Source organism: Devosia crocina, from assembly GCF_900116545.1.
Classification (GTDB): domain Bacteria; phylum Pseudomonadota; class Alphaproteobacteria; order Rhizobiales; family Devosiaceae; genus Devosia; species Devosia crocina.
The window spans coordinates 639,760-665,930 of sequence record NZ_FPCK01000002.1; the positions used below are offsets into that span (position 1 = coordinate 639,760).

The 26,171-nt window shown below is 61.4% G+C and carries 27 protein-coding genes; 9 read left to right on the plus strand and 18 right to left on the minus strand.

What is annotated here, in order from left to right; genetic code table 11:
• Positions 1–52: 52 nt before the first annotated feature.
• Both BM364_RS12750 and BM364_RS12755 read right to left on the minus strand, forming a co-directional pair.
• Positions 53–2,722 (minus strand): flagellin N-terminal helical domain-containing protein, encoded by a 2,670-nt coding sequence (locus BM364_RS12750; RefSeq protein WP_092425153.1) that lies wholly within the window; start codon positions 2,720–2,722, stop codon positions 53–55.
• Positions 2,723–3,555: 833 nt separating this feature from the next.
• On the minus strand, positions 3,556–4,146 hold the full coding sequence (locus tag BM364_RS12755; protein WP_139232585.1) for a response regulator: 591 nt from the start codon (positions 4,144–4,146) through the stop codon (positions 3,556–3,558).
• An 11-nt stretch (positions 4,147–4,157) separates the two neighbouring features.
• On the opposite strand from BM364_RS12755, the gene BM364_RS12760 reads away from it, so the two are divergent.
• The 3 genes from BM364_RS12760 (at position 4,158) to BM364_RS12770 (ending at position 6,383) form a co-directional block, all read left to right on the plus strand.
• Positions 4,158–5,711, plus strand: a complete 1,554-nt coding sequence (locus BM364_RS12760; protein WP_092425157.1) for a sensor histidine kinase — start codon at positions 4,158–4,160, stop codon at positions 5,709–5,711.
• A gap of 81 nt (positions 5,712–5,792) precedes the next feature.
• Positions 5,793–6,044: a helix-turn-helix domain-containing protein gene (locus BM364_RS12765; protein ID WP_092425159.1), complete on the plus strand. Its 252-nt coding sequence runs from the start codon at positions 5,793–5,795 to the stop codon at positions 6,042–6,044.
• A 60-nt stretch (positions 6,045–6,104) separates the two neighbouring features.
• Positions 6,105–6,383 carry a helix-turn-helix domain-containing protein gene (locus BM364_RS12770; RefSeq protein WP_092425160.1) on the plus strand — a complete coding sequence of 93 codons (279 nt, stop codon included), beginning with the start codon at positions 6,105–6,107 and terminating at the stop codon, positions 6,381–6,383.
• Here the strand turns inward: BM364_RS12770 and BM364_RS12775 are convergent.
• The 3 genes from BM364_RS12775 to BM364_RS12785 form a co-directional block, all read right to left on the minus strand.
• Complete coding sequence (locus tag BM364_RS12775; protein ID WP_092425162.1) at positions 6,377–6,844, minus strand: Rrf2 family transcriptional regulator; 468 nt, start codon at positions 6,842–6,844, stop codon at positions 6,377–6,379. The genes BM364_RS12770 and BM364_RS12775 overlap by 7 nt on opposite strands.
• A 45-nt stretch (positions 6,845–6,889) precedes the next feature.
• Positions 6,890–8,362 (minus strand): Si-specific NAD(P)(+) transhydrogenase, encoded by a 1,473-nt coding sequence (gene sthA / locus BM364_RS12780; protein WP_092425356.1) that lies wholly within the window; start codon positions 8,360–8,362, stop codon positions 6,890–6,892.
• A 151-nt stretch (positions 8,363–8,513) separates the two neighbouring features.
• Positions 8,514–9,341 carry a prephenate dehydratase gene (locus tag BM364_RS12785; protein WP_092425164.1) on the minus strand — a complete coding sequence of 276 codons (828 nt, stop codon included), beginning with the start codon at positions 9,339–9,341 and terminating at the stop codon, positions 8,514–8,516.
• 255 nt (positions 9,342–9,596) lie between these two features.
• Here BM364_RS12785 and BM364_RS18525 point away from each other — a divergent pair, with 255 nt between their 5' ends.
• From BM364_RS18525 to BM364_RS12800, 3 genes are all read left to right on the plus strand, one after another.
• On the plus strand, positions 9,597–10,523 hold the full coding sequence (locus tag BM364_RS18525) for a c-type cytochrome (RefSeq protein ID WP_175528594.1): 927 nt from the start codon (positions 9,597–9,599) through the stop codon (positions 10,521–10,523).
• Positions 10,524–10,593: 70 nt separating this feature from the next.
• Positions 10,594–11,535 carry a 2-hydroxyacid dehydrogenase gene (locus BM364_RS12795; protein WP_092425166.1) on the plus strand — a complete coding sequence of 314 codons (942 nt, stop codon included), beginning with the start codon at positions 10,594–10,596 and terminating at the stop codon, positions 11,533–11,535.
• Between the two features lie 72 nt (positions 11,536–11,607).
• Positions 11,608–12,276, plus strand: a complete 669-nt coding sequence (locus tag BM364_RS12800; protein ID WP_092425168.1) for a YqaA family protein — start codon at positions 11,608–11,610, stop codon at positions 12,274–12,276.
• A gap of 53 nt (positions 12,277–12,329) precedes the next feature.
• Here the strand turns inward: BM364_RS12800 and BM364_RS12805 are convergent, their stop codons facing one another.
• Positions 12,330–13,676: a leucyl aminopeptidase family protein gene (locus BM364_RS12805; protein ID WP_092425170.1), complete on the minus strand. Its 1,347-nt coding sequence runs from the start codon at positions 13,674–13,676 to the stop codon at positions 12,330–12,332.
• Positions 13,677–13,814: 138 nt separating this feature from the next.
• Here BM364_RS12805 and BM364_RS12810 point away from each other — a divergent pair, with 138 nt between their 5' ends.
• Positions 13,815–14,585: a tetratricopeptide repeat protein gene (locus BM364_RS12810; protein WP_139232586.1), complete on the plus strand. Its 771-nt coding sequence runs from the start codon at positions 13,815–13,817 to the stop codon at positions 14,583–14,585.
• Between the two features lie 103 nt (positions 14,586–14,688).
• Here BM364_RS12810 and BM364_RS12815 read toward each other — a convergent pair whose 3' ends face one another.
• The 9 genes from BM364_RS12815 to BM364_RS12855 form a co-directional block, all read right to left on the minus strand.
• The gene (locus tag BM364_RS12815; protein WP_092425174.1) at positions 14,689–15,687 is read right to left on the minus strand and encodes a type II secretion system F family protein; all 999 of its coding nucleotides are present in this window, start codon (positions 15,685–15,687) and stop codon (positions 14,689–14,691) included.
• A gap of 10 nt (positions 15,688–15,697) precedes the next feature.
• On the minus strand, positions 15,698–16,675 hold the full coding sequence (locus BM364_RS12820; protein WP_092425176.1) for a type II secretion system F family protein: 978 nt from the start codon (positions 16,673–16,675) through the stop codon (positions 15,698–15,700).
• Positions 16,676–16,677: 2 nt separating this feature from the next.
• On the minus strand, positions 16,678–18,171 hold the full coding sequence (locus BM364_RS12825; RefSeq protein WP_244542861.1) for a TadA family conjugal transfer-associated ATPase: 1,494 nt from the start codon (positions 18,169–18,171) through the stop codon (positions 16,678–16,680).
• Positions 18,172–18,207: 36 nt separating this feature from the next.
• The gene (locus BM364_RS12830) at positions 18,208–19,485 is read right to left on the minus strand and encodes a CpaE/TadZ family protein (RefSeq protein ID WP_092425178.1); all 1,278 of its coding nucleotides are present in this window, start codon (positions 19,483–19,485) and stop codon (positions 18,208–18,210) included.
• Between the two features lie 18 nt (positions 19,486–19,503).
• The gene (locus BM364_RS12835; RefSeq protein ID WP_175528595.1) at positions 19,504–20,907 is read right to left on the minus strand and encodes a type II and III secretion system protein family protein; all 1,404 of its coding nucleotides are present in this window, start codon (positions 20,905–20,907) and stop codon (positions 19,504–19,506) included.
• A 20-nt stretch (positions 20,908–20,927) separates the two neighbouring features.
• A complete protein-coding gene (cpaB, locus tag BM364_RS12840; protein ID WP_092425182.1) occupies positions 20,928–21,863 on the minus strand; it encodes a Flp pilus assembly protein CpaB in 936 nt (311 codons plus the stop codon).
• A 383-nt stretch (positions 21,864–22,246) separates the two neighbouring features.
• The gene (locus BM364_RS12845; RefSeq protein ID WP_092425183.1) at positions 22,247–22,747 is read right to left on the minus strand and encodes an A24 family peptidase; all 501 of its coding nucleotides are present in this window, start codon (positions 22,745–22,747) and stop codon (positions 22,247–22,249) included.
• A 2-nt stretch (positions 22,748–22,749) separates the two neighbouring features.
• Positions 22,750–22,959 (minus strand): Flp family type IVb pilin, encoded by a 210-nt coding sequence (locus BM364_RS12850; RefSeq protein ID WP_244542862.1) that lies wholly within the window; start codon positions 22,957–22,959, stop codon positions 22,750–22,752.
• 102 nt (positions 22,960–23,061) lie between these two features.
• On the minus strand, positions 23,062–23,253 hold the full coding sequence (locus tag BM364_RS12855; RefSeq protein WP_092425185.1) for a Flp family type IVb pilin: 192 nt from the start codon (positions 23,251–23,253) through the stop codon (positions 23,062–23,064).
• 356 nt (positions 23,254–23,609) lie between these two features.
• Between BM364_RS12855 and BM364_RS12860 the strand changes: the two genes are divergently transcribed.
• Positions 23,610–24,050, plus strand: coding sequence for a pilus assembly protein N-terminal domain-containing protein (locus BM364_RS12860; RefSeq protein WP_175528596.1), 441 nt, complete (start codon positions 23,610–23,612; stop codon positions 24,048–24,050).
• 109 nt (positions 24,051–24,159) lie between these two features.
• Positions 24,160–24,780, plus strand: a complete 621-nt coding sequence (locus BM364_RS12865) for an HAD family hydrolase (protein ID WP_092425189.1) — start codon at positions 24,160–24,162, stop codon at positions 24,778–24,780.
• On the opposite strand, the gene BM364_RS12870 is transcribed toward BM364_RS12865, so the two are convergent.
• Genes BM364_RS12870 through upp form a run of 3 tightly spaced genes read right to left on the minus strand, consistent with a single transcriptional unit; the run spans position 24,781 to position 26,157 of the window.
• Complete coding sequence (locus tag BM364_RS12870; RefSeq protein WP_139232587.1) at positions 24,781–25,017, minus strand: hypothetical protein; 237 nt, start codon at positions 25,015–25,017, stop codon at positions 24,781–24,783. It abuts the gene before it with no gap.
• A gap of 54 nt (positions 25,018–25,071) precedes the next feature.
• Positions 25,072–25,467, minus strand: a complete 396-nt coding sequence (locus tag BM364_RS12875) for a VOC family protein (RefSeq protein WP_092425192.1) — start codon at positions 25,465–25,467, stop codon at positions 25,072–25,074.
• Between the two features lie 48 nt (positions 25,468–25,515).
• Complete coding sequence (gene upp / locus BM364_RS12880) at positions 25,516–26,157, minus strand: uracil phosphoribosyltransferase (RefSeq protein ID WP_175528597.1); 642 nt, start codon at positions 26,155–26,157, stop codon at positions 25,516–25,518.
• Positions 26,158–26,171 lie beyond the last annotated feature (14 nt).

Here is a 26,171-nt window from a genome sequence, read left to right on the forward strand (position 1 = left end):
TTCTGGAAGAATGAACCGAGGGCGGCTGACCCGCCCCCGGAAACGTCGTTTATTAACGGAGCAACTGCAGCACAGCCTGGTCCTGCTGCGAAGCCATCGACAGCGCCGACGACGACAGCTGCTGACGGGTCTGGAGAGCCAGGAGGTTGGCGGCTTCAGCATTGGTATCAGCCAAGGTCAGGTTCGCCGCGCCGGTTTCCAGCGTGTTGATCATGTCCTTGGTGAACGACTGACGGTTTTCGACCGAGGACAGGTTCGAACCGAAGGTCGAAGCCTGCGAACGGAGTTCACCGAGTGCGGTGGACAGCTTGGCAAGCAGCTTGTCGATGTTCTCGTCATTGTCGAGATCTTCGCCGACAAGGCTGGCGAGGTCGAGGTTGGCGGCAGTGATTGGGCGTTCGTTGCCATTCTTGTCCTTGGCCTGGATCTGGATCGAGGACGAACCGGATTCATTGAAGGTGATCGTCAGCTTGTCGCCGCGGAGCAGGTTGATGCCATTGAACGAGGAGTCGTCGGCAAACTTGTCAAGCTGGTCGCGCAGATCGTTGAACTGCTTGGCCAGGTTGTCACGGATGACGTTGCCCTTGATTTCGTGCTGGGTCGGAGCACCGACGCCGGCACCGTCCTTATCGAATTCAACGTCAAGCTTCTGGGTCGAAAGGTTCTCGATACGGAGCTTGCCATTGTCGTTCGACGCACGAACCTTGCCGGCGGTCGACGGGTTGCGGTTGATTTCTTCGACGAAGCGATCGACCGTATTGGTGGACTTGTAGGCAGAAACCGCCGGCGAACCAGTCGAAACGGTCTGCTCACCAAACAGACCGACATCCTTGCCCGAGATGGCGAGGGTCTTGGATTCCGGCCCGCTGGCCGTGAACGTCAGCTTGTCATCTGCGTCGAACGATGCCGTCACGTCGAGGATGCCGGCAGCCTTGAGCTGGTCATTGACCAGATCGAGCTGATTGCTCTTGGCATAGGGCGAACCGTCCTGGCCGACGACGGTGATCGCCGCCGACTTGTCGCCATAGGTCACGGTGAATTCGTGAGCTGCGGCGGCCTTGGTCTCAGTGAAGGCACCTGCGGTACCGCCAGTGCGAGTGACGGATATACCATCGTTAACGGCAGCAACTGGAGTGCCATTGTTACCCGGGATGGCTGCACCAGCTGCCGTAACAGCGGAGTTGCCAGGAGAGCCGATGGTTGGCGTGGCACCCGTCGTCTTGTTGGTGACGAGCAGGTTGCCCGAGCCATCAAGAGCAGCGGTGTAGGTGGCGCTGAACGTCGCGTCGTTGTTCAGTTCGCCAACCAGGTCACCAGTGTTGGTGGAGGTCAGGGCGGCGCTGCCAAACAGGCTTAGGCCGCCTGCGGCGGAACCGGCGCTCGAGCCGACCGAAACTGCACCTGCGATACCAGGTGCCGGAACGGCACTACCCGTACCAATGGCATTCGCCTTGATCTCAAGGTTCCCACCGACATCGGTAGCCGTCCAGGTACCATTGAAAGTGGCGTCCGCGTTAAGGGCGGAAACCAAAGTGGTCAGGTCGGTCACAGCGTTGGAGAGCGTAACACCGAATGCGGTGCTCGAGGCCCAGTTCACGCCAGAAACGTCGAAGGTTTCCGAACGTTCGGTACCGGCAGCAACGGTCGTCCAGTTGATGGCGAAGGACTGTGCGGTCGAAGTAGCGCCGGTGGTGGTTGCCGGGCCATTCTCACGCAGACCGGTCACGGTCGGTGCAGCACCGGCCGGGGTGGTCGAGACCAGCGAGATCTTCTTCGTCGCTGCATCGGCGACAACGCGGTAGCCGCCGTCCTTGGCATTATCCTCAAGCGACTTGACGAAGCTCTCGAAGTTGCCGCCGCCGGTTGCGATATCGCGGCCGCCGACCTTCACCGCGCCAACATTGGCAGCATCGTAGGTGAACGAGGTTTCACCATAGGTGGCTGCGTTGACGCCCGACACGAACTCGACCGAAGGCGAGGCCTTGGTCTTGTCGGTGTTTTCGATGATCACCTTGCCGGTGGTAGCGTCGGAGCTGACGGTATACTTAGCGTTCGGACCAGAGGTGCTGATACCAGCAGTGTTCAGAGCGGTGCTGATCGAGCTTGCGAGGTTCGCTGCACTGCTGACAGTGGTGTTCGGCAGGGTGATTTCCGTGCCGTCGATCTTAAGCTTGTCGCCGTCGCCGAAGCCGGCAGCGGCATTGTACTGGATCGTGGTACGTGCGCCAGCACCCGAAACAGTAGAATCGGTCGAAGCGCCAGCCGTCGCGTCGGTATAGGCAACATCGAACGAAACCGAAGCAGCCTTGCCGCCGGTTGGCTCCTGCAGCTTGACCTCGAACCCTTCTGCGAACTGGCCGCCGGAGAGCTTCAGGGTGCTGTCCTTAGCAACTTCATAGGTGTCGGTCTGGAACGACTTGTCCTGACGAGCCTGACGCAGGGTCGACTGCATGGACTCGATATTCTTGGTGATCGCAGTGATGCCTTTGTCGGCAGCTTCGATGACCTTGATGCCCGAAGCCATCGCGTCGAGCAGGTTGCTCATATCGGCGGCGCGGCTGTTGAGAGCCGAGGCGGTGAAGAAGTTGGAGGGATTGTCGAGAGCAGAATTCACCTTGTTGCCGGTGGCAAGACGAGACTGCGTCTTGTCCATCATCTGGGCGGTGTTCTGGAGGCTCAGAAGGTTCGCGCGAACGGCCTTCGAGAGAGTAACGTCAGACATGTGTGGTGCTTTCCTTCTGGAAAAAACGGACCGTTTCGAGCGGCCCCTACAAATCAGAGGATTGTACGCATCACATTAAAACCGCGTTAATGATGCAAATAGACCTACGATTAAGCAAGGGAAATTTGCGGGGGTGGCGTGGCGATGGGGCCGTGGGGTGGATTGCCCGGACGAGCCGGGTAATGAGGGAGGTAGGGGAGGCGATGCGTTAGCCTCGTTGGTGCTTTTCGCTCCAAGCGGTTTTAGGCCCGCGAGCGTTTGCTGCGGACTGGGGACGGCAAGGCGGATCCCGGAGCGGCTTTCGCCTCGAGAGGTTTAGTTTGGTGAAGCGAAATCCGCTCCGGGACGTCCGTTTTTTGGGACGGCTCCGAATGCGTGCCCATCGGTCGCTCGCCTCTGGGTCTGCCGGAGCCCGAACCCGCATGGCAGACGAAGCCACGCGCGGCCCACTCCGCCCTGTCGTCTGCAGTCCGCCTTTGCGGAGTGGATGGGCGAAGGATAGCGGGGGATTTTGGGGGCGGGGATAAGATGGGGAGGGTGCGAGGGAAAGTCGAGGGGTGTTCAGTGGGCGTCCGGCCCCTCACCCTAACCCTCTCCCCAGGGGGGCGAGGGGATCGGGCTGGTGGTTGTCTCGGTATTTTTTTTGGGCTTGATGCTTCGCATTTGGTGGGGCGGCGTTTGGGAAGGCCTTGGGGCGTCCAGCCCCCTCACCCTACCCCTCTCCCCGGAGGGGCGAGGGGATCGGGCCGGTGGTTGTCTCGGAAATTTTTGGAGGGACCGACTCCGCACCCGGCGTTGCGCGCCGACCTTTCTCCTCAGGTAGGTGGGGTGGGCTAGCCTCGGCGGTAGGTGAGGGCGAAGCGGGTGCGGTTTTCGGCGCCGTATTTGCGCAGGAGGTTTTTGACGTGGACCTTGACCGTGCCGAGCTGCAGGCTGAGGCGATCGGCGATCTGCTTGTCGGCAAGGCCCTGGGCAAGAAGAGCGGCGACGTCCTTTTCCCGCTGGGTCAGGCCCGGCCGATCGTCGGAGAAAACCAGATTGGCCGGCACGAAGCGCTCCCCGGCCAGAAGCAGGCGCAGGGCCAGCATGATCGCTTCCCCGCCCATGGATTTGGAGAGCCAGCCGAGCGCGCCATTTTCCATCGCTTCCCCCACAAGGCCAGGCTCGTCGAGACCGGACAAGAAAGCAACGCGGATGCCGGGCGCCGCAGCCTTGACCCGGCGCAGCGCCTCAAGCCCGCCGCCTGGCATGGAATAATCGAGCAAGACAAGATCGGGCACATTGCCCGATGCCAGCCGCTCGAGCCCGACCGGCAGAGACGACGCCACATCGATCATTAGCGACTCTTCAATGCCTTTGAGCAAATAGGATAGTGCCTCTGCAAAAAGCAGATGGTCGTCGACGATAAGCAGACTCTTATTCAATAGGTCACCAAATGGCGAAACCGGCACCGGCCGATCATGTCCCAGCCGCCATTTCCGCTATACTTCTTGTTCTGATCTGGCTCTTCGCCTTCAGTGCAGCCAATCTCTTCAATATTTTCAAGTCTTACTCAAGCATCTGGTTTTTGCCAAGCGGGGTTATCCTTTCCGTCGTGCTTGTTGCGCCGGGCTGGCTGAAGCTCACCCCGTTGCTTGCCAATCTGCTGCTCTTCTTTGCGCCGGTGCGCGCCTTGTTCGGCGTCGAGATCGACAACGATCTTGATCCGGTGATCCACGGGCTTCGGCTCTTTTGCGTTTATGGCGGAGCGGCGCTGCTGCTGCGCGGACCCTTGCGCATGCGACTGCCGCTGCGGGGGCTGACCGATGTCGAAAAGCTCATAGGGGTGGCGCTGGTGGCGGCGCTCGTTGCCATGGCGAGCGGGCTCGGCCTTCACATGCTTTCGGGTAATCTGAGCTGGGTGGAGGCGACCGATATCGCGCCCGACTGGTGGCTGGGCGATGCCCTGGGCGCGGTGCTGGTGCCGCCTTTGCTGATCCCGCTGCTGACGTTCTGGTTTGCCGGGCGGCAGGCGGGTGGCTGGCGCTGGCCGCGTCCGCGGGTGCTGCTCGCGCAGGTGGTGGTGGTCATCGCGGCGGCCGGACTCGGGGTTTATGGGAGTCGTGAGGGGCTGATGTTCTGGTACTTCCTGATCCCGCCGCCGATCCTTTTTGCGCTTTATGGCGGCTATGTTTCGGCGGCAACAGCCGTGGCGCTGACCGCGCTGGTCGCTCCGCTCGTGCTCGCCATCCTGGGCGTGCAGCCGCTTTCCAACCTTGCGCCACTGTTGCTGACGGTGGCGTGTTCGGCACTGCTGATCGGGGCGGCGATCGGGGAGCGCGAGTCCAACCAGAAGCGCTTGCGTGCGCTGGTCGCCTCGCGCACAAGGGCCCTTGAGGAAGCACATGACCTGCAGCGGCATCTGGTGCGTTCGCTTGGCCACGATCTGCGCCAGCCGGTCGAGGCGATCAATCTGGCGCTCGAAGCGCTGGTGCGGCGGCCCAACGCGGACAACGGTCAGTTTCTTTCCCGCGCCCAGGCGCTGGGAGTGGAAGCATCGAGCCTTGTGAGCAGCATTCTCGATTATTCCCGGCTCGAAGTGGGCGCCATAAAGCCGCTGCTGAAATCCTTCCCGCTCGCTCAGCTCATGCTGCGCGCCGAGATGCTCTACCGCCCCATTGCCGAAAGCCGGGGCGTCGAACTCACGCTGAGCTACCAGGATCAGGAGGTGTTTTCCGACGAGAACCTGTTGTTCCAGGTCCTCTCCAATCATCTCGACAACGCGATCCGCCTGAGCGAGCCGGGCGATAGGGTGACTGTGGAGGCGATTGCGGCCGACGGGGGATTGACGCTGCAGGTGCGCGACGAAATCGCCGGCCTGCCGGTGACTCCGACCATGTCGGGGCTGGGATTGCGCATCGTCGAGCGGATCACGACTCTGCTTGCCGCCGAGCCGATCTATCAGAAGAACTGTCGCGGCATTCACCTCAAACACCCCCGAAAGGAGTAGTTAACGCTTTCTTAAGATCAGACAGACTTGAGGAGGAAATAGGCTACGGCTGGTTCTGGGGACAGAGCCAGGGGAAACAGCATGCGCAGACCGAGCCCGCAAAAGCTTTTGCAGCACAATGTGACCGCACATCTGGCCGCGCACGGCATCTCCATGGATCAACTCGGCGAAAGACTTGGCTGGCCGCAAACTGATCTCGACGCACTGGCTGCAGGCACCCTCGACGCTTCCCTCGATCAGCTCGATGCACTTGCCCACACGCTGGGTGCGCTGCCTGTTGATTTGCTGGAGGACATCGTTCCGGCAGGTCGGCCCATGGAATTAGCTCCTTAAGCGAACTTATTGATACCGACCCTCTTTTGGTCTAGCTTCCGTCACCTCACGGAGGGTTCGATGGATAGTCGGGATCTGGTGGCGTGGAACATGCGCCGCCTCAGGGTTGAAAAGAAGCTTTCGCAGGAAAAGCTCGCCGATCTCGCCAGCGTCGACCGGACCTATATCAGCCGGCTCGAGCGCAAGATGGAGAACCCCTCGATCGGTGTGCTCGACAAGATCGCCGGTGTCCTCGCCGTGTCGATCGCCGAGCTGTTCGTGCCGCCGCCGCCCGATGCAGCGGCCCCGCGCCCGCTCAAGGCGGGCCGCAGACCGGGCCTTGTCAAATCCGATCAGTGATGCTCGTGTCCCGCATGAGCGGCAAGCAGCCCGATACGTCCGTCATAGCCGGAAGCAAAGGTCTTGTTGAGGTCGGCCAGCGTTACCTCGCCGAAACGGGCGAGCAGCAGGGCCTCGGCTTCGGCGAAACTGGCCGATAGCGCTGCGTTGACGGACTGCTCGACCAGGCACCGGCTGTCGTCGTTCCGCAAACCGATGGCAAGCAAGGTCGGCTCGCCGAGGGCCTTGTAGATATCGAGCAAAGTCACGTCCTCAAGGGCGCAGGAGAGCGTCCAGCCGCCCCCATGACCCTTTCCGGAGCGGACATAGCCGGCTTTTCGCAGTCCCGCCATGATCCGGCGGATGACGGCGGGATTGGTGGACATGGCCTGACCCAGCACTTCCGATGTCACCGGGCCCGGCGCCTGCGCCATGTGCAACAGCACATGCAAAATGCCGGAAAGTCGACTATCGCGGTTCATGTAAGAACATGTGTTGCGTGAGGCGGCTGCTGTCAAGCCGCGCCGTCATGCGCCCGTCTTGCTTACTCTGGCCTTGCGCCGGGAAACCGCGATTTCGGGCTCCTCCATGACCGGGGCGATCGGCTTGGTGCGCGGCATGCGGTTCCAGGCATCAAGTGCCGCGATCTTGTAGGCTTCGGCAAGAGTTGGGTAGTTGAAGGTGTTCTCGACGAAATAGTCGAGTGTGGCGCCCAGATTGAGCACGGCCTGACCGATATGGATCAATTCGGTCGCGCCCTCGCCCACGATATGGACGCCGAGCAGTTTGCGCGTTTCGAGCGAGACGATCATCTTCATCATGCCCGACTGGAGGCCCATGATGTGCCCGCGCGAGGTTTCTTGGAAACGCGCAACGCCGCATTCATAGGGAATGTTCTGCGCCCGCACTTGCTGCTCGGTGAGGCCCACTGTCGAGATTTCCGGCACGGCATAGATGCCATAGGGGAAAAATTCGGGTGCCGGCGGCATGGAGGCGCCAAAGGCATGAAGCGCAGCAATCCGGCCCTGTTCCATCGAGGTGGAGGCGAGCGAGGGGAAGCCGATCACGTCGCCGGCCGCATAGATGTGCCGGATCGATGTCTGAAAGGTTGCCGGATCCACCTTGAGCCGGCCGCGCTCGTCGGGCACGACGCCACAGTGTTCAAGGCCCAGATCCTGGGTCGCACCCATCCGGCCGGCGGCATAAAGCACCATGTCGGAGCGGATCTGCCGCCCATCGCTGAGAACGGAGATGGCCCAGCCCTGCGCGTCCTTTTCCACGCGCTCGACCTTGGCGCCCAAGCGAATGGTCATGCCGCGCTTGCGCAGGTCGTGGGTAAATTCCTCGATGATCTCGCGATCGATGAAATCGAGGTAGCTTTCCCTGGGCTCGATCAGCGTCACCGGCACATCAAGGGCCGAAAAGATGGTGGCGTATTCGATCCCGATCACGCCTGCGCCGATGACTGTGAGGCTGCGCGGCACGCGCGGCTCGCTCACCAGGCTGTCGCTGTCGAGAATGGTATAGTCATCAAACGGGATATTGGCCGGCCGATAAGGCGCCGTGCCCACCGCGATCACCGCGAAGTCGAAACCGAAGACGTGCTCGTCACCGGTAAGGTCGCGCACGGCGATATGGTGATCGTCCTTGAAGCGGGCGACGCCGCCAAAGGTGCGCACGCCGTTGCGGGCGAATTGATGCTCCAGCACCTCAATTTCATAGTCGAGCGTCTTGCGCAGCCGCGCACCCAGATCCTTGCCCTCGATGTCCTTCTTGACCCGGTAGGAGAGTCCATAAAAGCCGCGCTCGCGCCAGCCGGAGAGGTTGAGCACGGTTTCGCGCAGGGTCTTGGAGGGGATCGTGCCGGTATGAACAGAAACGCCACCAAGACGCAGGCGATTTTCGACCACAAGCACGGATTTGCCGAGCTTTGCGGCCTGGATGGCGGCGCGGCGCCCGGCCGGTCCCGAGCCGATGACGATAAGATCGAAGTGTTCCAACAACTGGCCCCCGGTTCCGACATGCACGGCTTATGCCAGAGACATGACAACACAATAGCATAGGCCGGTGCAGCCCTGCATGTGGGCCGCAGCCATGCGCATAGAGCACCTTAGCCCAAGAGTATTACCAATGGCTTCGGAGCCGAAGGGTTCAGCTATTTTCCGCAGCAGGATAGACGCCGAGAATGCTGAACTTGTCGGTAAAGAATTTCAGCTCGTCAAAGGCGTGCTGAACACCGACATCGTCCGGGTGACCCTCGATATCAGCATAGAACTGGGTGGCCGTAAACGCGCCGCCTACCATGTAGCTTTCGAGCTTGGTCATGTTGACGCCATTGGTGGCAAAGCCGCCCATAGCTTTATAGAGCGCGGCCGGCACGTTGCGCACGCGGAAGATGAAGGTGGTTTTCACCTTGCCGCCATGCGGTGCGTTCTTTTCGGTGGGGGAGAGGATCAGGAACCGTGTGGTGTTGTGATCCGCATCTTCGATATTGCTGGCCATCACATCGAGACCATAAATCTCGCCGGCAAAGCGCGAGGCGATGGCGGCAACCGACTTGTCGGCCTTCTGTGCAATCTCGCGAGCCGAGCCGGCCGTATCGACCGCATTGATGGTTCGCAGGCCGCGCTGGGCGATGAAGCGCCGGCATTGCCCGAGCGCCACGGAGAGCGACTGCACCGCCTTGACGTCATCGAGCGTGGCGCCGGGTACGCCGAGCAGGTTCATCTCGACCCGCAGATAGGTCTCCCCGATAATGAAGAGACCGCTTTCGGGCAGCAGGTGATGGATGTCGGTGATGCGGCCATAGAGCGAGTTTTCGACCGGCACGACTGCAAAATCGGCCTTACCGCTCTGCACCGCGTTAAGCGTTTCCTCGAAAGTGACGCAGCCCATGAACTCTTCGCCGGGAAAAACATTGGCTGCCGCAGCGTGGCTGAAGGCGCCGGGTTCGCCCTGGAAGGCAATTTTTCTGCTCATGGGATGTCCATTCTTCTGGCTGAGGCGGCTTTAGACGCGGCATGAGGGTGGAGTCAATCAAAGGTTGCCAAGGGCGAGTGAGCATGACATTGGGGGATTTGTCATTTCGGGGGATTGCCCTGTTGCGCCTTAATGGGCGTAATACTATCTTCCGCGCGCGCCGGATCGGTCGGTTGAGGCCGGCTTTCTCCCAGGAAGCTGTAAGAAGATCGATCCGCTAAATGTCCACCGGGGATGGACCGGCAGAGAGACCAAATGGATTCGTTTGAACTAAACAAGATCATGGGCGCCGTGCTTGGCACACTTATGTTTGTCATGGGCATAGGCTTTCTGGCCGAGGCAATCTACCACCCCATCGAGGATCGCGGCGTCGGCTATGCGCTGCCTGAGCCCGAAGTGGCTGAAGCGGGTGCACCGGCCGATGCGGAGCCAGCCGTTCCGCTTGGCGTGCTCTTGGCAAGCGCAAGCGTCGATCGCGGTACCGCCGCTGTCCGCAAATGCCAGTCCTGCCACAATTTCGGTGAAGGCGAACCCAACAAGCAGGGTCCGAACCTCTACCATATCGTTGGCGCGCCCAAGGCGCATATCGAAGGCTTCCCCTATTCCGACATTCTGCTGCAGCAGCAGGCGGAAGGTCAGGTATGGTCCTACGAAAACCTCAACGCCTTCCTTGAAAACCCGCGCGGCTACGCGCCGGGAACCAAGATGACCTTTGCCGGCGTCCGCTCGCCGGAAGAACGCGCCGACATCCTGGCCTACCTCCAGACGCTGTCGCCCGAACCCGTGCCGTTCCCCGAGCCGGAAGCGGAAGCCCCGCCCTCGGCTGAAGAAGCCGGCACGCCTGTCGAAGATGCGCCCGATGGCGAAGTCAATCCTGCCGAAGTGACGGCCCCCGAGGCCGATGCCGTCGAACCTGTCGAGCCTGAAGCCGTGATCGACACCCCGACCACGACGCAGAACGAAACGGCGATCGAAGGCACCCCGACCACCAGTGGACCGGGCGGAACGACAACCGACACCGCGCCTCCGGCAACCGGGACAACGCCGGGCACCAGCCCCGCTTCCGCTCCGGCGACGACACCAGCTCCGGAGCCAACGGCTCCGGCAGCCGCCCCGGCTTCGGCTCCGGCGACTACCCCGGCTCCGGCTCCGGCGACCACGCCTCCGGCCACAAATCAGTAAGACATATTCGATCGTGACGATCTTGAGCCGCGCCCCCAAAGCGCGGCTCTTTTTGTGAGGGGACCCATTCATGCTGCTTTTGCACCTGTCCGACGTCAACGAGGCGAGTTGGGCCGAGGCCTTTGCCAAGGCACTGGCGCCCTACCCTGTCGTGCGGCGCGGCGATGATTTCGATCCCGCAGATGTGCGCTACATGTTCGTCTGGAAGCCCAAGCCCGACGCCTTCGACGGCATGAGCGGGCTCGAAGCGATCCTCTCGCTCGGCGCGGGCGTCGATGCGCTACTCAAACATCCCAACCTGCCGGCCGATGTGCCGGTCGTGCGCTTCGTAGACGAGGATCTCAGCCAGCGGATGAGCGACTATGTGGTGGCCCATGTCGCCATGCATCACCGTCTCTATACCCGTTTTCGCCGGGACCAGAAGGCGCGGCGCTGGAGCCAGCTCTATCCGCCCTCGGCAAGCCAGAGCACCGTGGGGATCATGGGCCTGGGCGTCCTCGGTCAGGATGCAGCGCGGCGCCTTGCTCCGCTCGGCTTTACCCTTCGTGGCTGGAGCCGCACGGCCAAGACCATCGAGGGCATGACCTGCTTTTCGGGCGCGGGTAGTTTTCAGGACTTTCTCCAGGGCACCGATATCCTCGTCAATCTCCTGCCCCTGACGCCCGAGACCACCGGCATTCTTAGCTACGAGACGTTCCGGGCCTTGCGCCACGGCCAGCTCGAAGGTGGGCCAGTGATCATCAACGCAGCGCGTGGTGGCCACCAGAGGGAAGCCGATATCGTGCGCGCGCTGGGTGATGGCACGCTGGGCGCGGCGAGCCTTGATGTGTTCGAGGTCGAGCCGCTGCCGCCCGAGAGCCCGCTATGGGACCTCGAGAACTGCTATATCACGCCCCATATCGCTGCCATCTCCGATGAAAAAAGCGGCGTGCGCTATTTCAGCCAGATCGTTCGCGATCATCTGAAGGGCAAGCCACTCATCAATGTAGTGGACCGCCATCGCGGATATTGACGTAAATTTCACTGGCTTAGATTGCGGATAGCCTTAATCTTCATTCCGCAACTGCTTCGTTGAAGAGACCAAATGAACCATACCGCAACCGGCGCCAAACTGGGCTTCTATGACCGCCTGAAGCTTGCGACCCGGCATCGGCTTGCCGAGCCCATCCTGGCGCTGCTGTGCTTCCTCGAAGCCATGATCATCCCGGTCTTTCCTGAGATCATGCTGGCTCCGATGATCATTGCCGATCGGATGCGCGCCTGGCGCCTTGCGGCGATCTGCACGGTTTCTTCGGTTCTGGGCGGGCTGGCCGGTTATGCGATCGGGTACTTCCTGTTCGACACGGTGGGCCGCGGCATCATCGAGCTCTATGGCGCATCGGACGGCTTTGCCACCCTTCAGCAGAGCTTCAAGGACAATGGCGCGCTGATGATCCTGATCGGGGCGATTTCGCCGGTGCCCTACAAGGTCATCACCATCACCTCGGGCGTTGCGGGGCTCGACCTCTGGACCTTCGTGCTCTACGGCCTGATCGGGCGCGGCTTGCGCTACTTCGTGCCTTGCGGGCTCTTCTATTTCTTCGGCCCGGTCGCTGGGGAGTTCATCGAGAAGCACAAGCGTTGGGCCGGATTGGCGATGGTTGCCTTGGTGATCGTGGGCTTTGCGCTGGCGCCGCTGCTTTTTCCCAAGCCTAACGAGATCGACCTGGCGCCGATCCAGGCCATCATCAACGACGCCAATCCCGAAGGCTGACCTTGGTTCGAGCGGCAGCTCAGGCCAGCGAACTGGCCCGAGCGCATGGCTTCTCAGCCGAACCGCTGCTTGAGCGCCCCGTAAACGGCGCGGATGGCCTGATCTGTCGCGCCCACCGGACGCGCCGGACGCGCTTCCGGCGCCCAGGCGAAGATATCGAAGTGCATCCAGGCCTTGGCCCGGCTGACAAAGCGGCGCAGGAACAGGGCGGCCGTGACCGAGCCGGCGAAACCGCCCGCACCGGTATTGTTGATATCGGCGATCTTGGAGGCGAGCTGCCCATCATAAGGGGCGTAGAGCGGCATGCGCCAAAGCGGATCTTCCGCAGCAAGCCCTGCGGCCACGGTCTCCGCCGCCCAGGCATCGTCGGTCGCGTAAAAGGCAGGTAGTTCCGGCCCCAGCGCCACGCGTGCAGCGCCTGTCAGCGTCGCCATGTCGAGCAGCACTTCGGGCTCTTCCTCGTCGGCCAGCGCCAGGGCATCGGCCAGGATCAGCCGGCCTTCCGCATCAGTGTTGCCGATCTCGACAGTCAGACCCAGTCGCGACCGAAGGATGTCGCCGGGCCGGAATGAATTGCCGGCAATGGCGTTTTCTACCACCGGCAAAAGCACGCGCAGGCGCACCGGCAGCCCCGCCGAGACGATCGTATGGGCAAGACCCAGAACATTGGCTGCGCCGCCCATGTCCTTTTTCATGGTGAGCATGCCCGCAGCGCTCTTGATATCGAGACCGCCGGTGTCGAAGGTCACGCCCTTGCCGACCAGCGTCACCTTGGGATGGGTTTCATCGCCCCATCGTAGATCGAGAAGGCGCGGCGCTTGCGCACTGGCGCGCCCGACCGCGTGGATCATCGGGAAATTCTGCTCCAGCAGCGCGTCGCCCACAATTGCAGAAAACGCCATGCCGCGCTCGGCGGCGAAAGCTTCCACAAAGGCGTGCAACGCATCCGGGCCGAGATCGCCTGCAGGCGTGTTGATGAGATCGCGCGCCAGCGATGCGGCAGTCACCTGGCGCTCGACCTCATCGGCATCGGCTTCTCCAGAGAGAACGAGAACCGGGCCGGGCTTGCTCTTACGATAGCGGTCGAAGCGATAGGCACCGAGCCGGAACGCGATCGCAGCGGTGGTCACATCCCCGGTCGCGCCAGCCAGGCGATATTCACCTGCCGGCAGGGCTGAAGCGGCAAGCCCGGCGATGAAGGGAGATCGATCCGCCTCTGCACCGGTGCCGAAAAGATATGCGGAAACGGCACCCTCCTCGTCGGGAAGGGCGAGCAACTTGCCGCGCTGGCCTGAAAACCCGTTGGCTTCGGCCCAGCGGCGCTGGCTGGCGCTCAGCCCTATGCCTTCCAGCGCTCGTTCGTCCACGAGATAGAGGGGAGTGACTGCGGGGACGGACATGGCGCGCTCCTTATTCGGCTTACCCCTTCTAGCCTTTTGCCGGCGCCCTCCGCAATGCGCGTGGGAAGCAGTTTAACCGGCTGTTAGGGTTAATGATTTATTGCTCGAACTTGGGAAATTCCCCGCTGGAGTAAAGCCGTGCCGCTCAGCCTCATCCACCACCGCTCCTGGCGCATCCTGCTTCTGGCAGGGGTGGCAGCCCTGAGCCTTTCGGCCTGTGCTTCGAACCGGGGACAGTTGGGCAATACTGATTATTCCGCCCTGCCCGCCGAGCAGCGACATCAAACGCTTGCCGACCTGACGGCACGCTACAAATCCAATCCCCGCGACCGTGGCGTCGTCGTTCACTATGCGGCAGCCCTGCGCGCGGCAGGCCAGCCCCAGCAGGCCAGTGCTGCGCTTGAAAATGCCATGACCGCCTTTCCCGGCGACCTCGAGATTACGGTTGCTTATGCCAAGGCCCTGACCGGCCAAGGGCAGTTCGACCAGGCCATCGCGGTGCTCGATACCGTGATCCGCCCCGACGCACCCGACTGGAACGCCCTCCTCGTGCGGGGCGCGGCGCTCGATCAGACCGGCCGGCACAGCGAGGCGCGGGCGCACTACAAACAAGCCGCGGTGATGGCCCCGGCAGAGGCCTCGATCGAGACCAATCTGGGCCTCTCCTTTGCCATGACCAATGATCTCCCCCAGGCCGAACAGCATCTGCGCCGCGCCCTGCAGATGCGCGGCGCCGGCTCGCAGACCCGGCAGAATCTGGCGCTGGTGGTCGGCCTGCAAGGCCGCTTCGATGAGGCCCGTGCGCTCTACGCGGCGCAACTGCCGCCCGACCAAGTCGAGGCCAATATGGCCTATGTCCGCGCTCTGCTCACCCAGCAGAATCGCTGGGACATGATCCCGAATGGCTGAGCGAACAGGCTGACACCGTTGAAAACAGCCCCCTTAGCCTAGCCCCCTCCCAGAAGGGCGAGAGACAGGGTAAGAGGCGTTTTCACCAGCGGCTCACCACCGATCACCCCATCATCCCGTTGCTCATCACCTTGATGATGGCAGGCGCCATGATGACGATGAAGAGCACCGGCAGAAAGAACAGGATCAGCGGCACGGTCAGCTTCGGCGGCAGGGCGGCGGCTTTCTTTTCCGCATCCATCATGCGCGTTTCGCGGCCCTCTTCGGCCATCACACGCAGCGCCTGACCCACTGAAGTGCCGTAGCGATCGGCCTGGATCAGGGCAGTCATCACCGATTTGACATTGTCGAGCCCGGTGCGGCGGCCAAGGTTTTCATAGGCGCGGGTGCGGTCTTCCAAAAACGAGAGCTCGGCAGTGGTCAGGGTCAGCTCTTCGGCCAGTTCGGCGCTTTGCTGGCCGATCTCACGCGCCACCCGCTTGAACGCGTGTTCCATCGACATGCCCGCCTCGACACAGAGGAGCAGAAGATCGAGGCAATCGGGCCAGGCGCGGCGGATCGAGTGCTGACGCTTTTGCGTAGCGTTCTTGAGCATGATGACGGGAAGGTAGGACCCGACAAGTCCCACACCTACCGCAAAGACTAGGTTGAGATAAACCGGCCGCTCGCCCGGCACGACAAGAAGCAGATAAAAGGCCGCAACGACAAAGAGGATCAGCGGGGTCGCAAAGCGCTGGAACAGAAAGCTCGTCAGGTGCCCTTGGCCGCGAAAGCCGGCCATGGCGAGCTTGTCGACGGTGGTGTCGTCCTGAAAGGCCTTTTTGAGGTCGAGCCGGTCGACCGCCTTTTTCATGTATGTCTTGGTTTCCGTGCTGCGCCGGAACGAGCCGCGCTCTTCCTGGACCGCCGCCTTGCCGCGAAGGCGCGCCATTTCCTCGGCCCGCATCCGATCCCGCTCAAGCGCCACGCGTTTGACGCGCACGCGCATGTCCTGCTTGACGATCAACGACTGCCCGAAGGTGACGACCACCGCTGCAACTGAAATCGCGGCAAGCACGGCGATCAGGAATTCGCGCTGGGTCAAAAGCTCGACGATGTCCACGCGCGGTCTCCTAGATCTCGAACTGGACCATGCGGTTCATCACAAAGACGCCGGCGCACATCATGATGGCGGCAACGCCGAGCCAGACCTGGCCGATCGGGGTCGACACGAGCGGCTGAAGATATTGCGGGGACACGAAGGATACCATGATGGCCACAACGATCGGCAGCGCGCCGATAATGCCCGCCGAAGCCTTGGCTTCCGAGGACATGGCCGCCACCTTCTGCTTCATCTTCTTGCGGTTGCGCAACACACGCGCCAAATTGCCCAACGCTTCGCTAAGATTGCCGCCCGCCTGCTGCTGCACCGAGATCACGACCACGAAGAAATTGACCTCAGGCAGCGGCACGCGATCGAGCAGCACCTGCACAGCCTCGGTCATGGAAAAGCCGAAGCTCTGCTGATCGAGCACGCGGCCGAATTCGGAGCGCACCGGCTCCTTGGTGTCCTTGGCGACGACTCGCATGGAATCGTTGAGCGGCAAGCCGGTCTTGACGCCGCGCACGATAGCCTCGACGGCGTTGGGCAGCTCGTCGAGGAAAGCGTTCTGGTACTTCTTGCGGCGGCGCCCGACATAGATGCGCGGCAGGAGATAACCACCCGCCACCCCGAATATGGCGGCGAAATAATAGGGCACCTGGATGATCAGCAGAAACAGGAAGAGCCCCGCACCGAACAGGATACTGTTGCGGATAAAGGCGGCCGGCGTGATGGTCATACCAGCCTGAAACAGCAGATCGGGCAGGCGTGTCCGCTTGCGCGCATTCAGATCGTCTGCCTGGGCCTTGAGCGCCTGCTGGACACTCTTGCGGCGCGCGTCACGGGTGCGGTTGGCATCCATTTCCCGCCGGGTGGTGCGCACATCGCCCTGATAAACCTTGAGACGCTTGGTGGCGCGGCTATCGCCGAGGGCGGAGGGCACAAGGGCAAAGCCGGCGGCCCCCACGGCCACAGCACCCAGCACAACCAGGAGAATGGTCATCACCATGATCAGCGTCCCATCAGCTCGGCCTGCTCGGTATTGGCGCTTTCGAGCGCCTCGACCAGATTGGCTTCCTCGTTGAAATAGCGGGCGCGTTCGGTGAATTGGGGCTTAGTTATGCCGGTCGAGCGATGCTTGCCGAGCAATATGCCGTTCTGATCTTCGCCCATGATGTCGTACACAAAGACATCCTGGGTCACGATCACATCACCTTCCATGCCCAGCACTTCGGAAATGTGGGTGATGCGGCGCGAACCATCGCGCAGACGCGCCGCCTGCACGATCACGTCGATCGAAGAGACGATCATTTCGCGGATCGTCCGGCTCGGCAGCGCATAGCCGCCCATGGTGATCATTGATTCTAGACGGCTGAGCGCTTCGCGGGGGCTATTGGCGTGCAAGGTGCCCATCGAGCCGTCGTGACCTGTGTTCATGGCCTGCAAAAGATCGAAGGCCTCGGGGCCACGGACTTCGCCGACGATGATGCGTTCGGGGCGCATACGGAGGCAATTCTTGATCAGATCACGCATGGTGATCTCGCCTTCGCCTTCGAGGTTGGGCGGGCGCGTTTCGAGGCGCACGACATGGGGCTGCTGAAGCTGAAGTTCTGCCGAGTCTTCACAGGTGATGACCCGCTCGTCCTTTTCGATAAAGGCTGTCAGGCAATTGAGCAGGGTCGTCTTGCCCGAGCCGGTACCGCCCGAGATCAAGACATTAGCGCGTACGCGCCCCAGAATGCGCAGCACTTCGGCGCCTTCGGGGGAAATCGAGCCATACCTGACCAACTGACCCAGGGTGAGCTTGTCTTTCTTGAATTTTCGGATGGTGAGGGCGGCGCCATCAATGGCCAGCGGCGGGGCGATCACGTTGACGCGGGAGCCATCCGGCAGACGCGCGTCGCAAATGGGGGAGCCTTCATCGACGCGGCGGCCGACCTGGGACACGATGCGCTGGCACACATTCATCAGATGCGCATCGTCGCGGAAGCGCACATTGGTCAGCCGCACCTTGCCGCCGACTTCGATATAGCAACGCTGCGACCCGTTCACCATGATATCGGCGATGTCGTCGCGGGCGAGCAGCGGCTCGAGGGGCCCATAGCCGAGCACGTCGTTGCAGATGTCCTCGAGCAGGTCCTCCTGCTCGGAGATCGACATGACGATCGACTTGAGCGCAATAATTTCCCCGACGATGTCGCGGATTTCCTCGCGCGCCGACTGCTGCTCCATGGTCGCGAGCTGGCTGAGGTCGATGGAATCGATCAGCGCATTGAAAATGGCGGATTTGGTCTGGAAGTATTCCTTGTCGCGCTGCGCATCAGCGGGGGCGCGCACATCGAGCACTTCGTCGGTTGTGCGCGCACGCGCGCTGGCGCTGTCCTCGGCGCGTCGGGGCGGCGGGGGCGTCTGAACAGGCTCGGGCCGCTGCATGCTGGGGATGGGGCGCGCCACTTCTGCCACGCCCGGCGTATTGCCCCCAAATGTTGTGCGCTTGCCAAACATGCTCGCCTCGTTCCTAGTTCGTCATCCGCCGTGGCGTCAGGCCCGCTTCTTGAGGAAGGACGGGAGTTTCATCAGCCCGGCAGACTTGGCCGCGCCATGGCTGGCCTGCCGGCCGGTCACCTGCATGCCGATGGCGCGGAAAATGTCGTTGGTCTTGTTGTTTGCCGACACCTCGGCCAACATCTGCCCATTATTTGCAGCGGTGCCGAAAAGGGCGGCATCAAAGCCGATCTGGCCAATCAACTCGCACTCGACCGAGGAGGCGAACTCACTGGCGCTGATCTCGGGCCGGCGGGGCACGCCGAGCTTGTTGATGACCAGACTCGGCGCCTTTTCCGTGGGGCGCAGGGCCTTGATCGTGTCCGCAAGGTTTTTGGCATTGCGCAGATTGGCAAGGTCCGGCTCGGCAACGATCACCACCTCGTCGATGGTGGAAAGGGTGTGGCGCACCCAGGCATTCCAGGAATGGGGCACATCAAGGATGATCACCGGCACCGAGCGCTGGCAGATCTCCAGGATCTGCTCGAACTCGCGCTCTTCGAAATCCCAGGTGCGGTCCAGCGTCGCGGGTGCGGTCAGGAGGTTAATATAGCTCGCAGCCTTGCTCATCAGGCGGTCGAGCATGGTCTGGTCGACCTTCTGATTGGCCAGAAGCGCATCGGCAATCCCGTGGGGCGGATCCTGGTTGAAATTGAGCCCGGCAGTGCCGAAGCCCAGATCCATATCCATGATCAGGCATTCCTGGCGCAGCACGGTGGCAATCGACCAGGCAACGTTATGGGCAACGGTCGAGCCCCCTGCCCCGCCCTTGGCCGAAACAAAGCCGATGGTCCGGCCAATTCGGGCCGCGCCCTCGCTGGCAAAAAGTTCGGTGATGGAGGAGACCAGCATCTGCGCCGAGGCAGGCAGCACGATATATTCGGAAATGCCCGAGCGGATCAGCTCGCGATAAAGCACAACGTCGTTGACATGGCCGAGGACGATAACCCGCGTTGCCGCGTCGCAGACTTCCGCCAGCCGCTCCAGCGCCGAGGGGATCTCCTCGGGCGGCAGGGTGGTTTCGATGATAATCAGGTTGGGCGTTGGGTTCGAGCGATAGGTTTCCACCGCTCCATCGAGCCCACCATTATGGGTCGTCAGCGCCACTTTCGACATGCGCCGGTCGTGCACCGCGCTTTCAACCAGCTGGGCGGTCTGGGAATGCTCGCAGAACGCCTGGATGGTGATGCGCGGCACCAGGCGGGCGCCCTGCGCGATTTCGGTTAGAGGCTCGTCGGACCGTGTTGGCTCGTCGGATGACAAAAAGCTCTTCATCAGAAAATCCTTGAAACCTCAGTCCAGCACGAAGCCGACGGAGCCGCTGAAGCCGCCGCGCATGCCGCCACTGCCCACGCCATACTGCTTTTCGAGTTTTCCGAGGAAAATCGCCTCGGCATCGCTCGCCGGCTGGTTGAAGTCGGTCGGCACGGCGATGGAGTTCACCGGGCTCGGGCTGACGAGATAGGGGGTGACGAGAATGACGAGTTCGGTTTGTTCGGTTTGGAATTCCCGGCTCCGGAACAAGGCACCTAAGATCGGAACGTCACCCAGCCATGGGAACTGGTTGATCTGCTGGGTGGAGCGCTCCTGAAGAAGGCCGCCTATGGCAAGCGTGGTGCCCCCCGGCAGCTCAACAGAGGTATTGGCCTGGCGCTTGGTTATGGAAAGGTCGGCCTGTGGCTCGGACACTGCCGTATCCACCTTGAGGCTGATCGTGCCGTTGGATCGAACAGTGGGCGTAAACGAAAGCTCGACACCGTAGGGTTTGAAGCTGACAGTGCGCGTGCGCGTCCCATTATCCGCTTCGTCATAGGTATAGTAGGGCAGCTCGCCACCAGCCAGGAACTGGGCAGATTCGCCCGATATGGCCGTTAAAGTCGGCTGTGCGAGTACGCGTAAGGCACCACGGCCCTCAAGAGCCCGGATGGCTGCAGTCACCGTGTTGCCACCAGCGCCGAAGCTTGCATCGACACCATCAAGCGGGAAATTGTCCGTCAGCAAGCCATTGGCAAAGCTCAGCAGATTGGTGGTCCCAACGTTGAATACAGCACCGAAATTGATGCCGAACTGCTTGGCAACATTCCGCTTCACCTCTGAGACCGTGACCTGCAACATGACCTGCTGGCTGCCGGCTACATCCAGGATGTTGGCCACGTTGTCGGCAGAACCAGCAAATTGAGCGGCAACGGCACTGGCCCGGTCCCGATCATCGGAGGACAGTACGGACCCCGTCAAGACAACCCGGTTGGTGGCGTCGTTCAGCGTCACCGATTCCACATGGATCCTGGAGCCCGGGATGACGCGCCGCAGGGCGTCTTCGAGGGCATTGCCCACCTGGGACGGCTCCTCGATGACGCGCAGGTCCAGCACCTGGATGGTGCGCCCGGCATCATCGAGAAAGAAGATATTGGTGTTCCCGCCGCCGACACCCTGAATGATGGCGCGCGTGCGCGTCCGCATGATCGCGGCAGCGACGGATGGTTGGGACACGATGACCTCGGCGACGCCGGCAGGCAGGTCCACGATCGTGGATTTGTTCAGCTCGAGATCGACCTGACGCTGCGCGCCATAGCTGTTTGCCGCCACAGATATCTGGGCGTTCTGGGCCAGCGCAGGGGCGGCACCAAGTGCGATAAGGCTTGCAAGCCCCAGAAAAACTGCGGAGCGCAAAGGCCGGAACGGGGCTCGCTTGTTCATGTTCATCATACGCTCCCGCCTCACTGCGGCATCATCTGCGGTTCGACCGCGTCGACCTGGAAGTCATTCGCGGAGGAGGAAAAATCGTTGCCGGTGGAGTAGCTCTCGACGGGCGTATAGGCGACAGGCATGGATCCTTGCGCCGAGCCCGCCATCACGCTCTGCTCCTTGCCGAAGCGGATGACGCGGACGGCCTGGCTGGTTCCGGCCTGGCGCACCGGGTCGGAGCGACCGAAATCGACCACCGAGCGCAGGGTCAGGCTCAGTTGACCGCGCGTTGCGGCATTGATCAGGGTCTCGGCTTGTGCCGGGTTCAACTCGAGAGTGGCGATCGTGCTGTTGTCGAAGGTCTGAGGCGTCGGTGCAGCTTGCGAACCCTCGGCATCTCCGCCGGTCACGCCCATTTCACCTAGCCGCTTGCCGATGGCGAGCACGCGCACATTGGACAGCACCAGTTCGGATTGCTGGCCCGCTTCCGTTGCGGTGGTGAGAAGCACATCGACATGATCGTTTGGCACGACGAAGCCGCCGGCGCTCGACACCGGCGTAACCCCAACCGACACGCCGCGCATGCCGGGCGACAGCACAGCCGAAAGATATCCCTGATCGGCGCGAACGAGCTTTTGCTCGCGGATTGGCTCGCCGGGGAAAAATTCAAACCGCGCCACGGCATCGCTCAATTCCGCCGGAGCGTCAGGCATGGAGGCAATGGTCACATATTCAGGTCGGACCGCCCCTTCGGGCCAATCCTGCCACTCAAGCACAGCGCTATTGAGGCGCTGCCCGATGCCGATAGGCGCACTGGCCACCAGGATCTGGGTCTTGGCTTCCTCGACGACCTGGGTGACGACTTCGCGGGCGGGCGCAGGCGCACGGTTCATCCGAAGCACGAGAAAAGCCGCCAATCCGCCGGCCACAAGGGCAACCAAGATCAGGATTATGCGTGCTGGTCTCATGACCCACTCCGGTTCAGCGCGGGCGCAAACGCCCAATTCCACCGGATGGACTATGCGGTCAAAGGGTCAAGTTTTGGTTAATCGAGGCTTACCGCTCAAAGTTAACAGCTCGTGAAGACTTGCAATGTGCAAGTTCTTGATACGCGCGAATGCGTAGAAGCGGGGCTGGTTGTTAAGGGTTTGTTTAATCGTCGGAGGGAAACGCACCCCCACCTAGCCTCCCCCTCCAGAAGGGGAAGGGATCTGCCGGTGGCTCACATGTATCGAGGCAAGCGCCGATCTGTCCCTTCCCCTGTTAGAGGGGGAGGCTAGTTGGGGGCCTGCAAGCTGGTGGTGACGGCGGCGGGGAATGTGGTCGTACAGGGTCGCGAAAACCCGCAAACTCAAGCGGCGAGGCGCTCGAAAATGGCAGAGTTCCAGTAGACCATGATGCCGGCGACGGCCATGGCGATGCCGTAGGGAATGCCCGAGCGCTTGTTGTGGAGGCGGGCGAGCCATTCCATCTTGCCCAAGGCCGGATGGAGAGGAATGCCGCGGATCACGAGGATCAGAATGGTGAGGACGCCGCCGAAGAGGGCGGTGTAGGCAAGGTATGGCAGCGTCGTGCCGAAGCCGAGCCAAAGGGTTGTCGCTGCTGCGAGTTTTGCGTCACCGCCGCCGATAAGGCGCAGGGCGAAAAGGCCAAAGGCGACCGCAAGGACGACGAAGGCGCAGAGCACATGCATGGCGAGCTGCTCGAGCGGCATGCTGATGGCGAGCGCGACGATGAAGAAGGCCACGGTTAGGGCGATGACCAGCTTGTTGGAAATGCGCATCGTCAGGAGATCGGACGAAGCGGCAAGGGCCATGGCAGCGGGGAAGATGAAGAGAGCGACGGCGCTCATGATTATTCTCCGTCCATGCGCGGATTACCTTCCAACGCTGGGACGATGTAACTACGAATTTCCTCGTAGACCGAGACCATGCTGTTATTCATGGCTACTGCAGACGCGATGATCGCGATTGAGAGCAATGACCCGATCAAAGCATACTCGATCGCGGTCGCTCCACATTCGTCTTTAATCAGGCAACTAAAATGTACTGCAATATATTTCAAGGCATGCCCCCTAGCCTCTAAATTTATCAGACCTAAATCGATTAAGATAAAAGGAGGCCCTAGGGGCCTCCTCCATGTATTCTAGCCCTCAAAAGCCCGAAATCAATCGTCTGTACAAACGTCGGCAGTGGGCTCAGTCAAGCAGGTGCTGATATTGGTAAACACGGTGTTCAGGTTGCCACCGAGCACGCTCACGGCACCAATGATGACGACGGAGATCAGGGCGGCGATGAGGCCGTATTCGATTGCGGTGGCGCCGGATTCGTCCTGCGCAAAACGTGCGAAAATGTTCATGTCCCAGGTTCCTTTTTTTACACGTCCTCGAGTGACGCCTCGACGGCTGACACACAGCGAAGATGGGCTGAAGCTACCCAGCACTGATTGCAAATGCGTTAATTGAAAGCTTTACACATCCGCCATTTTGCCGAAAAACATCTATGCTTCTCAAGCGGTTAACAAAAAGAATTGCCTTTTATCAATCGATTTACTTACATGGCCGGAAGTCTAGCCAAAATAAAACGAAACAGGCTTTTACAACGATCTCCTGCCTGCTGCCTCCCATAACCCGAAACGGCATCAAAAAACGTGTTTGCCAGTTATTTACCGTTCTCGGTGAGACTTGGGTAAGTTTAGACGCCCGGGTGTGTGCCATGTTCCGTTTCGCCGCTGCAGCTCTTGCTCTTCTTTCGCTCAGCGCGCCGCAGGTGCAGGCGCAGGATGCCGGGCCGATCAGCGTCAATGTGAACATGGCTCGCGTCTTGCGCATCAGTGCGCCGGCTGCAACCGTGATCGTGGGCAATCCCGGCATTGCCGATGTGACCATTCAGGATCCGCAAACGCTGATCCTGACCGGCAAGAGCTATGGCCAGACCAATCTGATCGTGCTCGACGGCCGGGGCGAACCCATCGCCGACACGCTGCTCGAAGTGGTGCAGATGCAGGCGGGGGTGACCACAATCTATCAAGGCCAGTTGCGCACAACGGTCACGTGCGCTCCGGTGTGTCAGCCGACGGCGACGCTCGGCGACGACACCAGCTATACCGGCCAGGTCCTTGCCTCGTCGAACCTGATCCAGTCCGCAGCGAACTGATCAACCGCCGCGATCCGGCGATACGATCCCCCATCGTTGAGCCGGACGGTTGCTCCCAGAGGCTGCCCCGTGGCACAAGCGGGGACCTTTTCTATCCGGGCTCCCGCACATGACCGATACCATCATTCCCGTTTTCGACCTGGGCGGCGTTTTCGTCGACTGGAACCCGATGTACCTGTTCCGCAAGCTCTTCGAGAGCGAAGAGGATGCGCTCTGGTTCCACCAGACCATCTGCACCAGCGACTGGAATCTTGAATTCGACGCGGGCGAGATCTATGCCGAGGGCGTTGCCAAGCTCGTCACCCGCTTCCCCAGATATTGGCGCGAGATCAAGGCGTTCGACGAGCGCTGGACCGAAACCTTCGGGCCCATGATCCAGGGCACGATCGACATCCACAACGAGCTGATCGATCAGGAGATCCCCACCTTTGCGATCACCAACTTCTCCTGGGAGAAGTGGATGACGCGCCTTGGCGAATGGCCGTTTCTCGAGAAATTCGATGGCGTGATCGTTTCCGGGCTCGAAGGCCTCGTCAAACCCGACCCGCGCATCTATCGCGTCTTCTGCGAGCGTTACGGCCTTGCCCCGGATAGCTGCGTCTTTATCGATGATAGCGAGCCCAATATCGTGGCGGCCCGCAAGTTCGGGATGCATGGCATCCACTTCAAGGAGCCGGCACAGTTGCGCGCCGAGCTCATCGCTTTGGGCCTGCCGCTCAAGGCCGCCTGATCAGTTGCGAACACGCTGGCTCGGCGGTGGGTTGGCCTCGAGCCGCTCCAAAGCCGCGCCGACGCGATCGGCGACGCCGAGATCGAAACCCAGATCGTGCGTCGCCATTTCGTAGGCTTTCAGTTCCTCGACCGTGATGCCGGCTTCACGGGCAAAATCCTCGGGATCAAGGCCGAGCGAAAGCCTGCGATTGTGATCGGCCATGGGCTCGCGCATGGTGGGCGGAACTTGGGTCATGCTCATCTCCTCTTGTCTCGGAGGAGAAATCGCGAAGAGCCCCTTTGGTTCACCTCAGCCGAAGCGACCGCCTTTTTCGATAACTTCGATCCGATAGCCGTCCGGGTCGGTTGCGAAGAAGAACCTTGCAACCGGCACATCGCCATTCTTGAAATCGACAATCTTGCCCACGGTCAGCCCCTCGGTGATGAACCGGGCGTGTTCGGCGGCCACATCCTCGACCACGACCGCCAGGTGCCCATAGCCATCGCCAAGTGCATAGGGCTCGGTCCGATCCTTGTTGATGGTCAGCTCAAGCTCGAATCCACTGGCCTCGTTCGCCATATAGACGAGGGTAAAATCGGGGAAGTCGAGCCGGTCCACCACCTTGAGCCCGAAAGCCTTATCGTAAAAGGCGATGGAGCGGGCCTCCTCGCGCACGCGGATCATGGAATGGACAAGCTTGGCCATGGGGTCTCCTGCCTTTGAAGATCGGGTTGATCGCGAGACGATCAGAGCTCAGCGCGTGCCATACATACGGTCGCCGGCATCGCCGAGGCCGGGGAGGATATAGCCCTTCTCGTTGAGGTGGCTATCGATCGAGGCAGTATAGACCGGCACGTCCGGATGGGCCTTTTCAAAGGCGGCAATGCCTTCGGGCGCTGCGAGCAGGCACAGGAAGCGGATATTGTTGGCACCGCGCTCCTTGAGCTTTTCGATCGCTGCGGTTGCCGAATTTCCCGTGGCCAGCATGGGGTCGACCACGATGATGAGACGGTCTTCAAGAGCACTCGGCGCCTTGAAATAATATTCGACCGGCTCGAGCGTTTCATGGTCGCGATAAATGCCGATATGGGCGACGCGGGCAGCCGGCACGAGATCGAGCATGCCATCGAGCAGACCATTGCCGGCGCGCAGGATCGAGGCGAATACCAGTTTCTTGCCCTTGATCGCGGGGCTGTCCATCTGGGACATCGGGGTTTCGATGGGGATCATTTCCAGTTCAAGATCGCGCGTCACCTCATAGCACATGAGGTGCGCAATTTCGCGCAGGAGGCGGCGGAAACCGGCAATGGAGGTTTCCTTGTTCCGCATGATCGTCAGCTTGTGCTGGATCAGGGGGTGATCGATGACTGTGACATTGCCCACGACCTTGCTCATCTTGACCATCCCGT

Excerpts from the sequence above, each read along its gene's own strand:
- BM364_RS12805 (WP_092425170.1), bottom strand. The coding sequence starts at position 13,676 with ATGTCCGTCCCCGCAGTCACTCCCCTCTATCTCGTGGACGAACGAGCG.
- BM364_RS12765 (WP_092425159.1), top strand. The coding sequence starts at position 5,793 with ATGCGCAGACCGAGCCCGCAAAAGCTTTTGCAGCACAATGTGACCGCA.
- BM364_RS12865 (WP_092425189.1), top strand. The coding sequence starts at position 24,160 with ATGACCGATACCATCATTCCCGTTTTCGACCTGGGCGGCGTTTTCGTC.
- BM364_RS12750 (WP_092425153.1), bottom strand. The coding sequence starts at position 2,722 with ATGTCTGACGTTACTCTCTCGAAGGCCGTTCGCGCGAACCTTCTGAGC.
- BM364_RS12770 (WP_092425160.1), top strand. The coding sequence starts at position 6,105 with ATGGATAGTCGGGATCTGGTGGCGTGGAACATGCGCCGCCTCAGGGTT.
- BM364_RS12830 (WP_092425178.1), bottom strand. The coding sequence starts at position 19,485 with ATGAAGAGCTTTTTGTCATCCGACGAGCCAACACGGTCCGACGAGCCT.
- BM364_RS12785 (WP_092425164.1), bottom strand. The coding sequence starts at position 9,341 with ATGAGCAGAAAAATTGCCTTCCAGGGCGAACCCGGCGCCTTCAGCCAC.
- BM364_RS12775 (WP_092425162.1), bottom strand. The coding sequence starts at position 6,844 with ATGAACCGCGATAGTCGACTTTCCGGCATTTTGCATGTGCTGTTGCAC.
- BM364_RS12825 (WP_244542861.1), bottom strand. The coding sequence starts at position 18,171 with ATGTTTGGCAAGCGCACAACATTTGGGGGCAATACGCCGGGCGTGGCA.
- BM364_RS12820 (WP_092425176.1), bottom strand. The coding sequence starts at position 16,675 with ATGGTGATGACCATTCTCCTGGTTGTGCTGGGTGCTGTGGCCGTGGGG.
- cpaB (WP_092425182.1), bottom strand. The coding sequence starts at position 21,863 with ATGAGACCAGCACGCATAATCCTGATCTTGGTTGCCCTTGTGGCCGGC.
- BM364_RS12795 (WP_092425166.1), top strand. The coding sequence starts at position 10,594 with ATGCTGCTTTTGCACCTGTCCGACGTCAACGAGGCGAGTTGGGCCGAG.
- BM364_RS12760 (WP_092425157.1), top strand. The coding sequence starts at position 4,158 with ATGGCGAAACCGGCACCGGCCGATCATGTCCCAGCCGCCATTTCCGCT.
- BM364_RS18525 (WP_175528594.1), top strand. The coding sequence starts at position 9,597 with ATGGATTCGTTTGAACTAAACAAGATCATGGGCGCCGTGCTTGGCACA.
- BM364_RS12870 (WP_139232587.1), bottom strand. The coding sequence starts at position 25,017 with ATGACCCAAGTTCCGCCCACCATGCGCGAGCCCATGGCCGATCACAAT.
- BM364_RS12875 (WP_092425192.1), bottom strand. The coding sequence starts at position 25,467 with ATGGCCAAGCTTGTCCATTCCATGATCCGCGTGCGCGAGGAGGCCCGC.
- BM364_RS12855 (WP_092425185.1), bottom strand. The coding sequence starts at position 23,253 with ATGAACATTTTCGCACGTTTTGCGCAGGACGAATCCGGCGCCACCGCA.
- upp (WP_175528597.1), bottom strand. The coding sequence starts at position 26,157 with ATGAGCAAGGTCGTGGGCAATGTCACAGTCATCGATCACCCCCTGATC.
- BM364_RS12860 (WP_175528596.1), top strand. The coding sequence starts at position 23,610 with ATGTTCCGTTTCGCCGCTGCAGCTCTTGCTCTTCTTTCGCTCAGCGCG.
- BM364_RS12800 (WP_092425168.1), top strand. The coding sequence starts at position 11,608 with ATGAACCATACCGCAACCGGCGCCAAACTGGGCTTCTATGACCGCCTG.
- BM364_RS12835 (WP_175528595.1), bottom strand. The coding sequence starts at position 20,907 with ATGAACAAGCGAGCCCCGTTCCGGCCTTTGCGCTCCGCAGTTTTTCTG.
- BM364_RS12845 (WP_092425183.1), bottom strand. The coding sequence starts at position 22,747 with ATGAGCGCCGTCGCTCTCTTCATCTTCCCCGCTGCCATGGCCCTTGCC.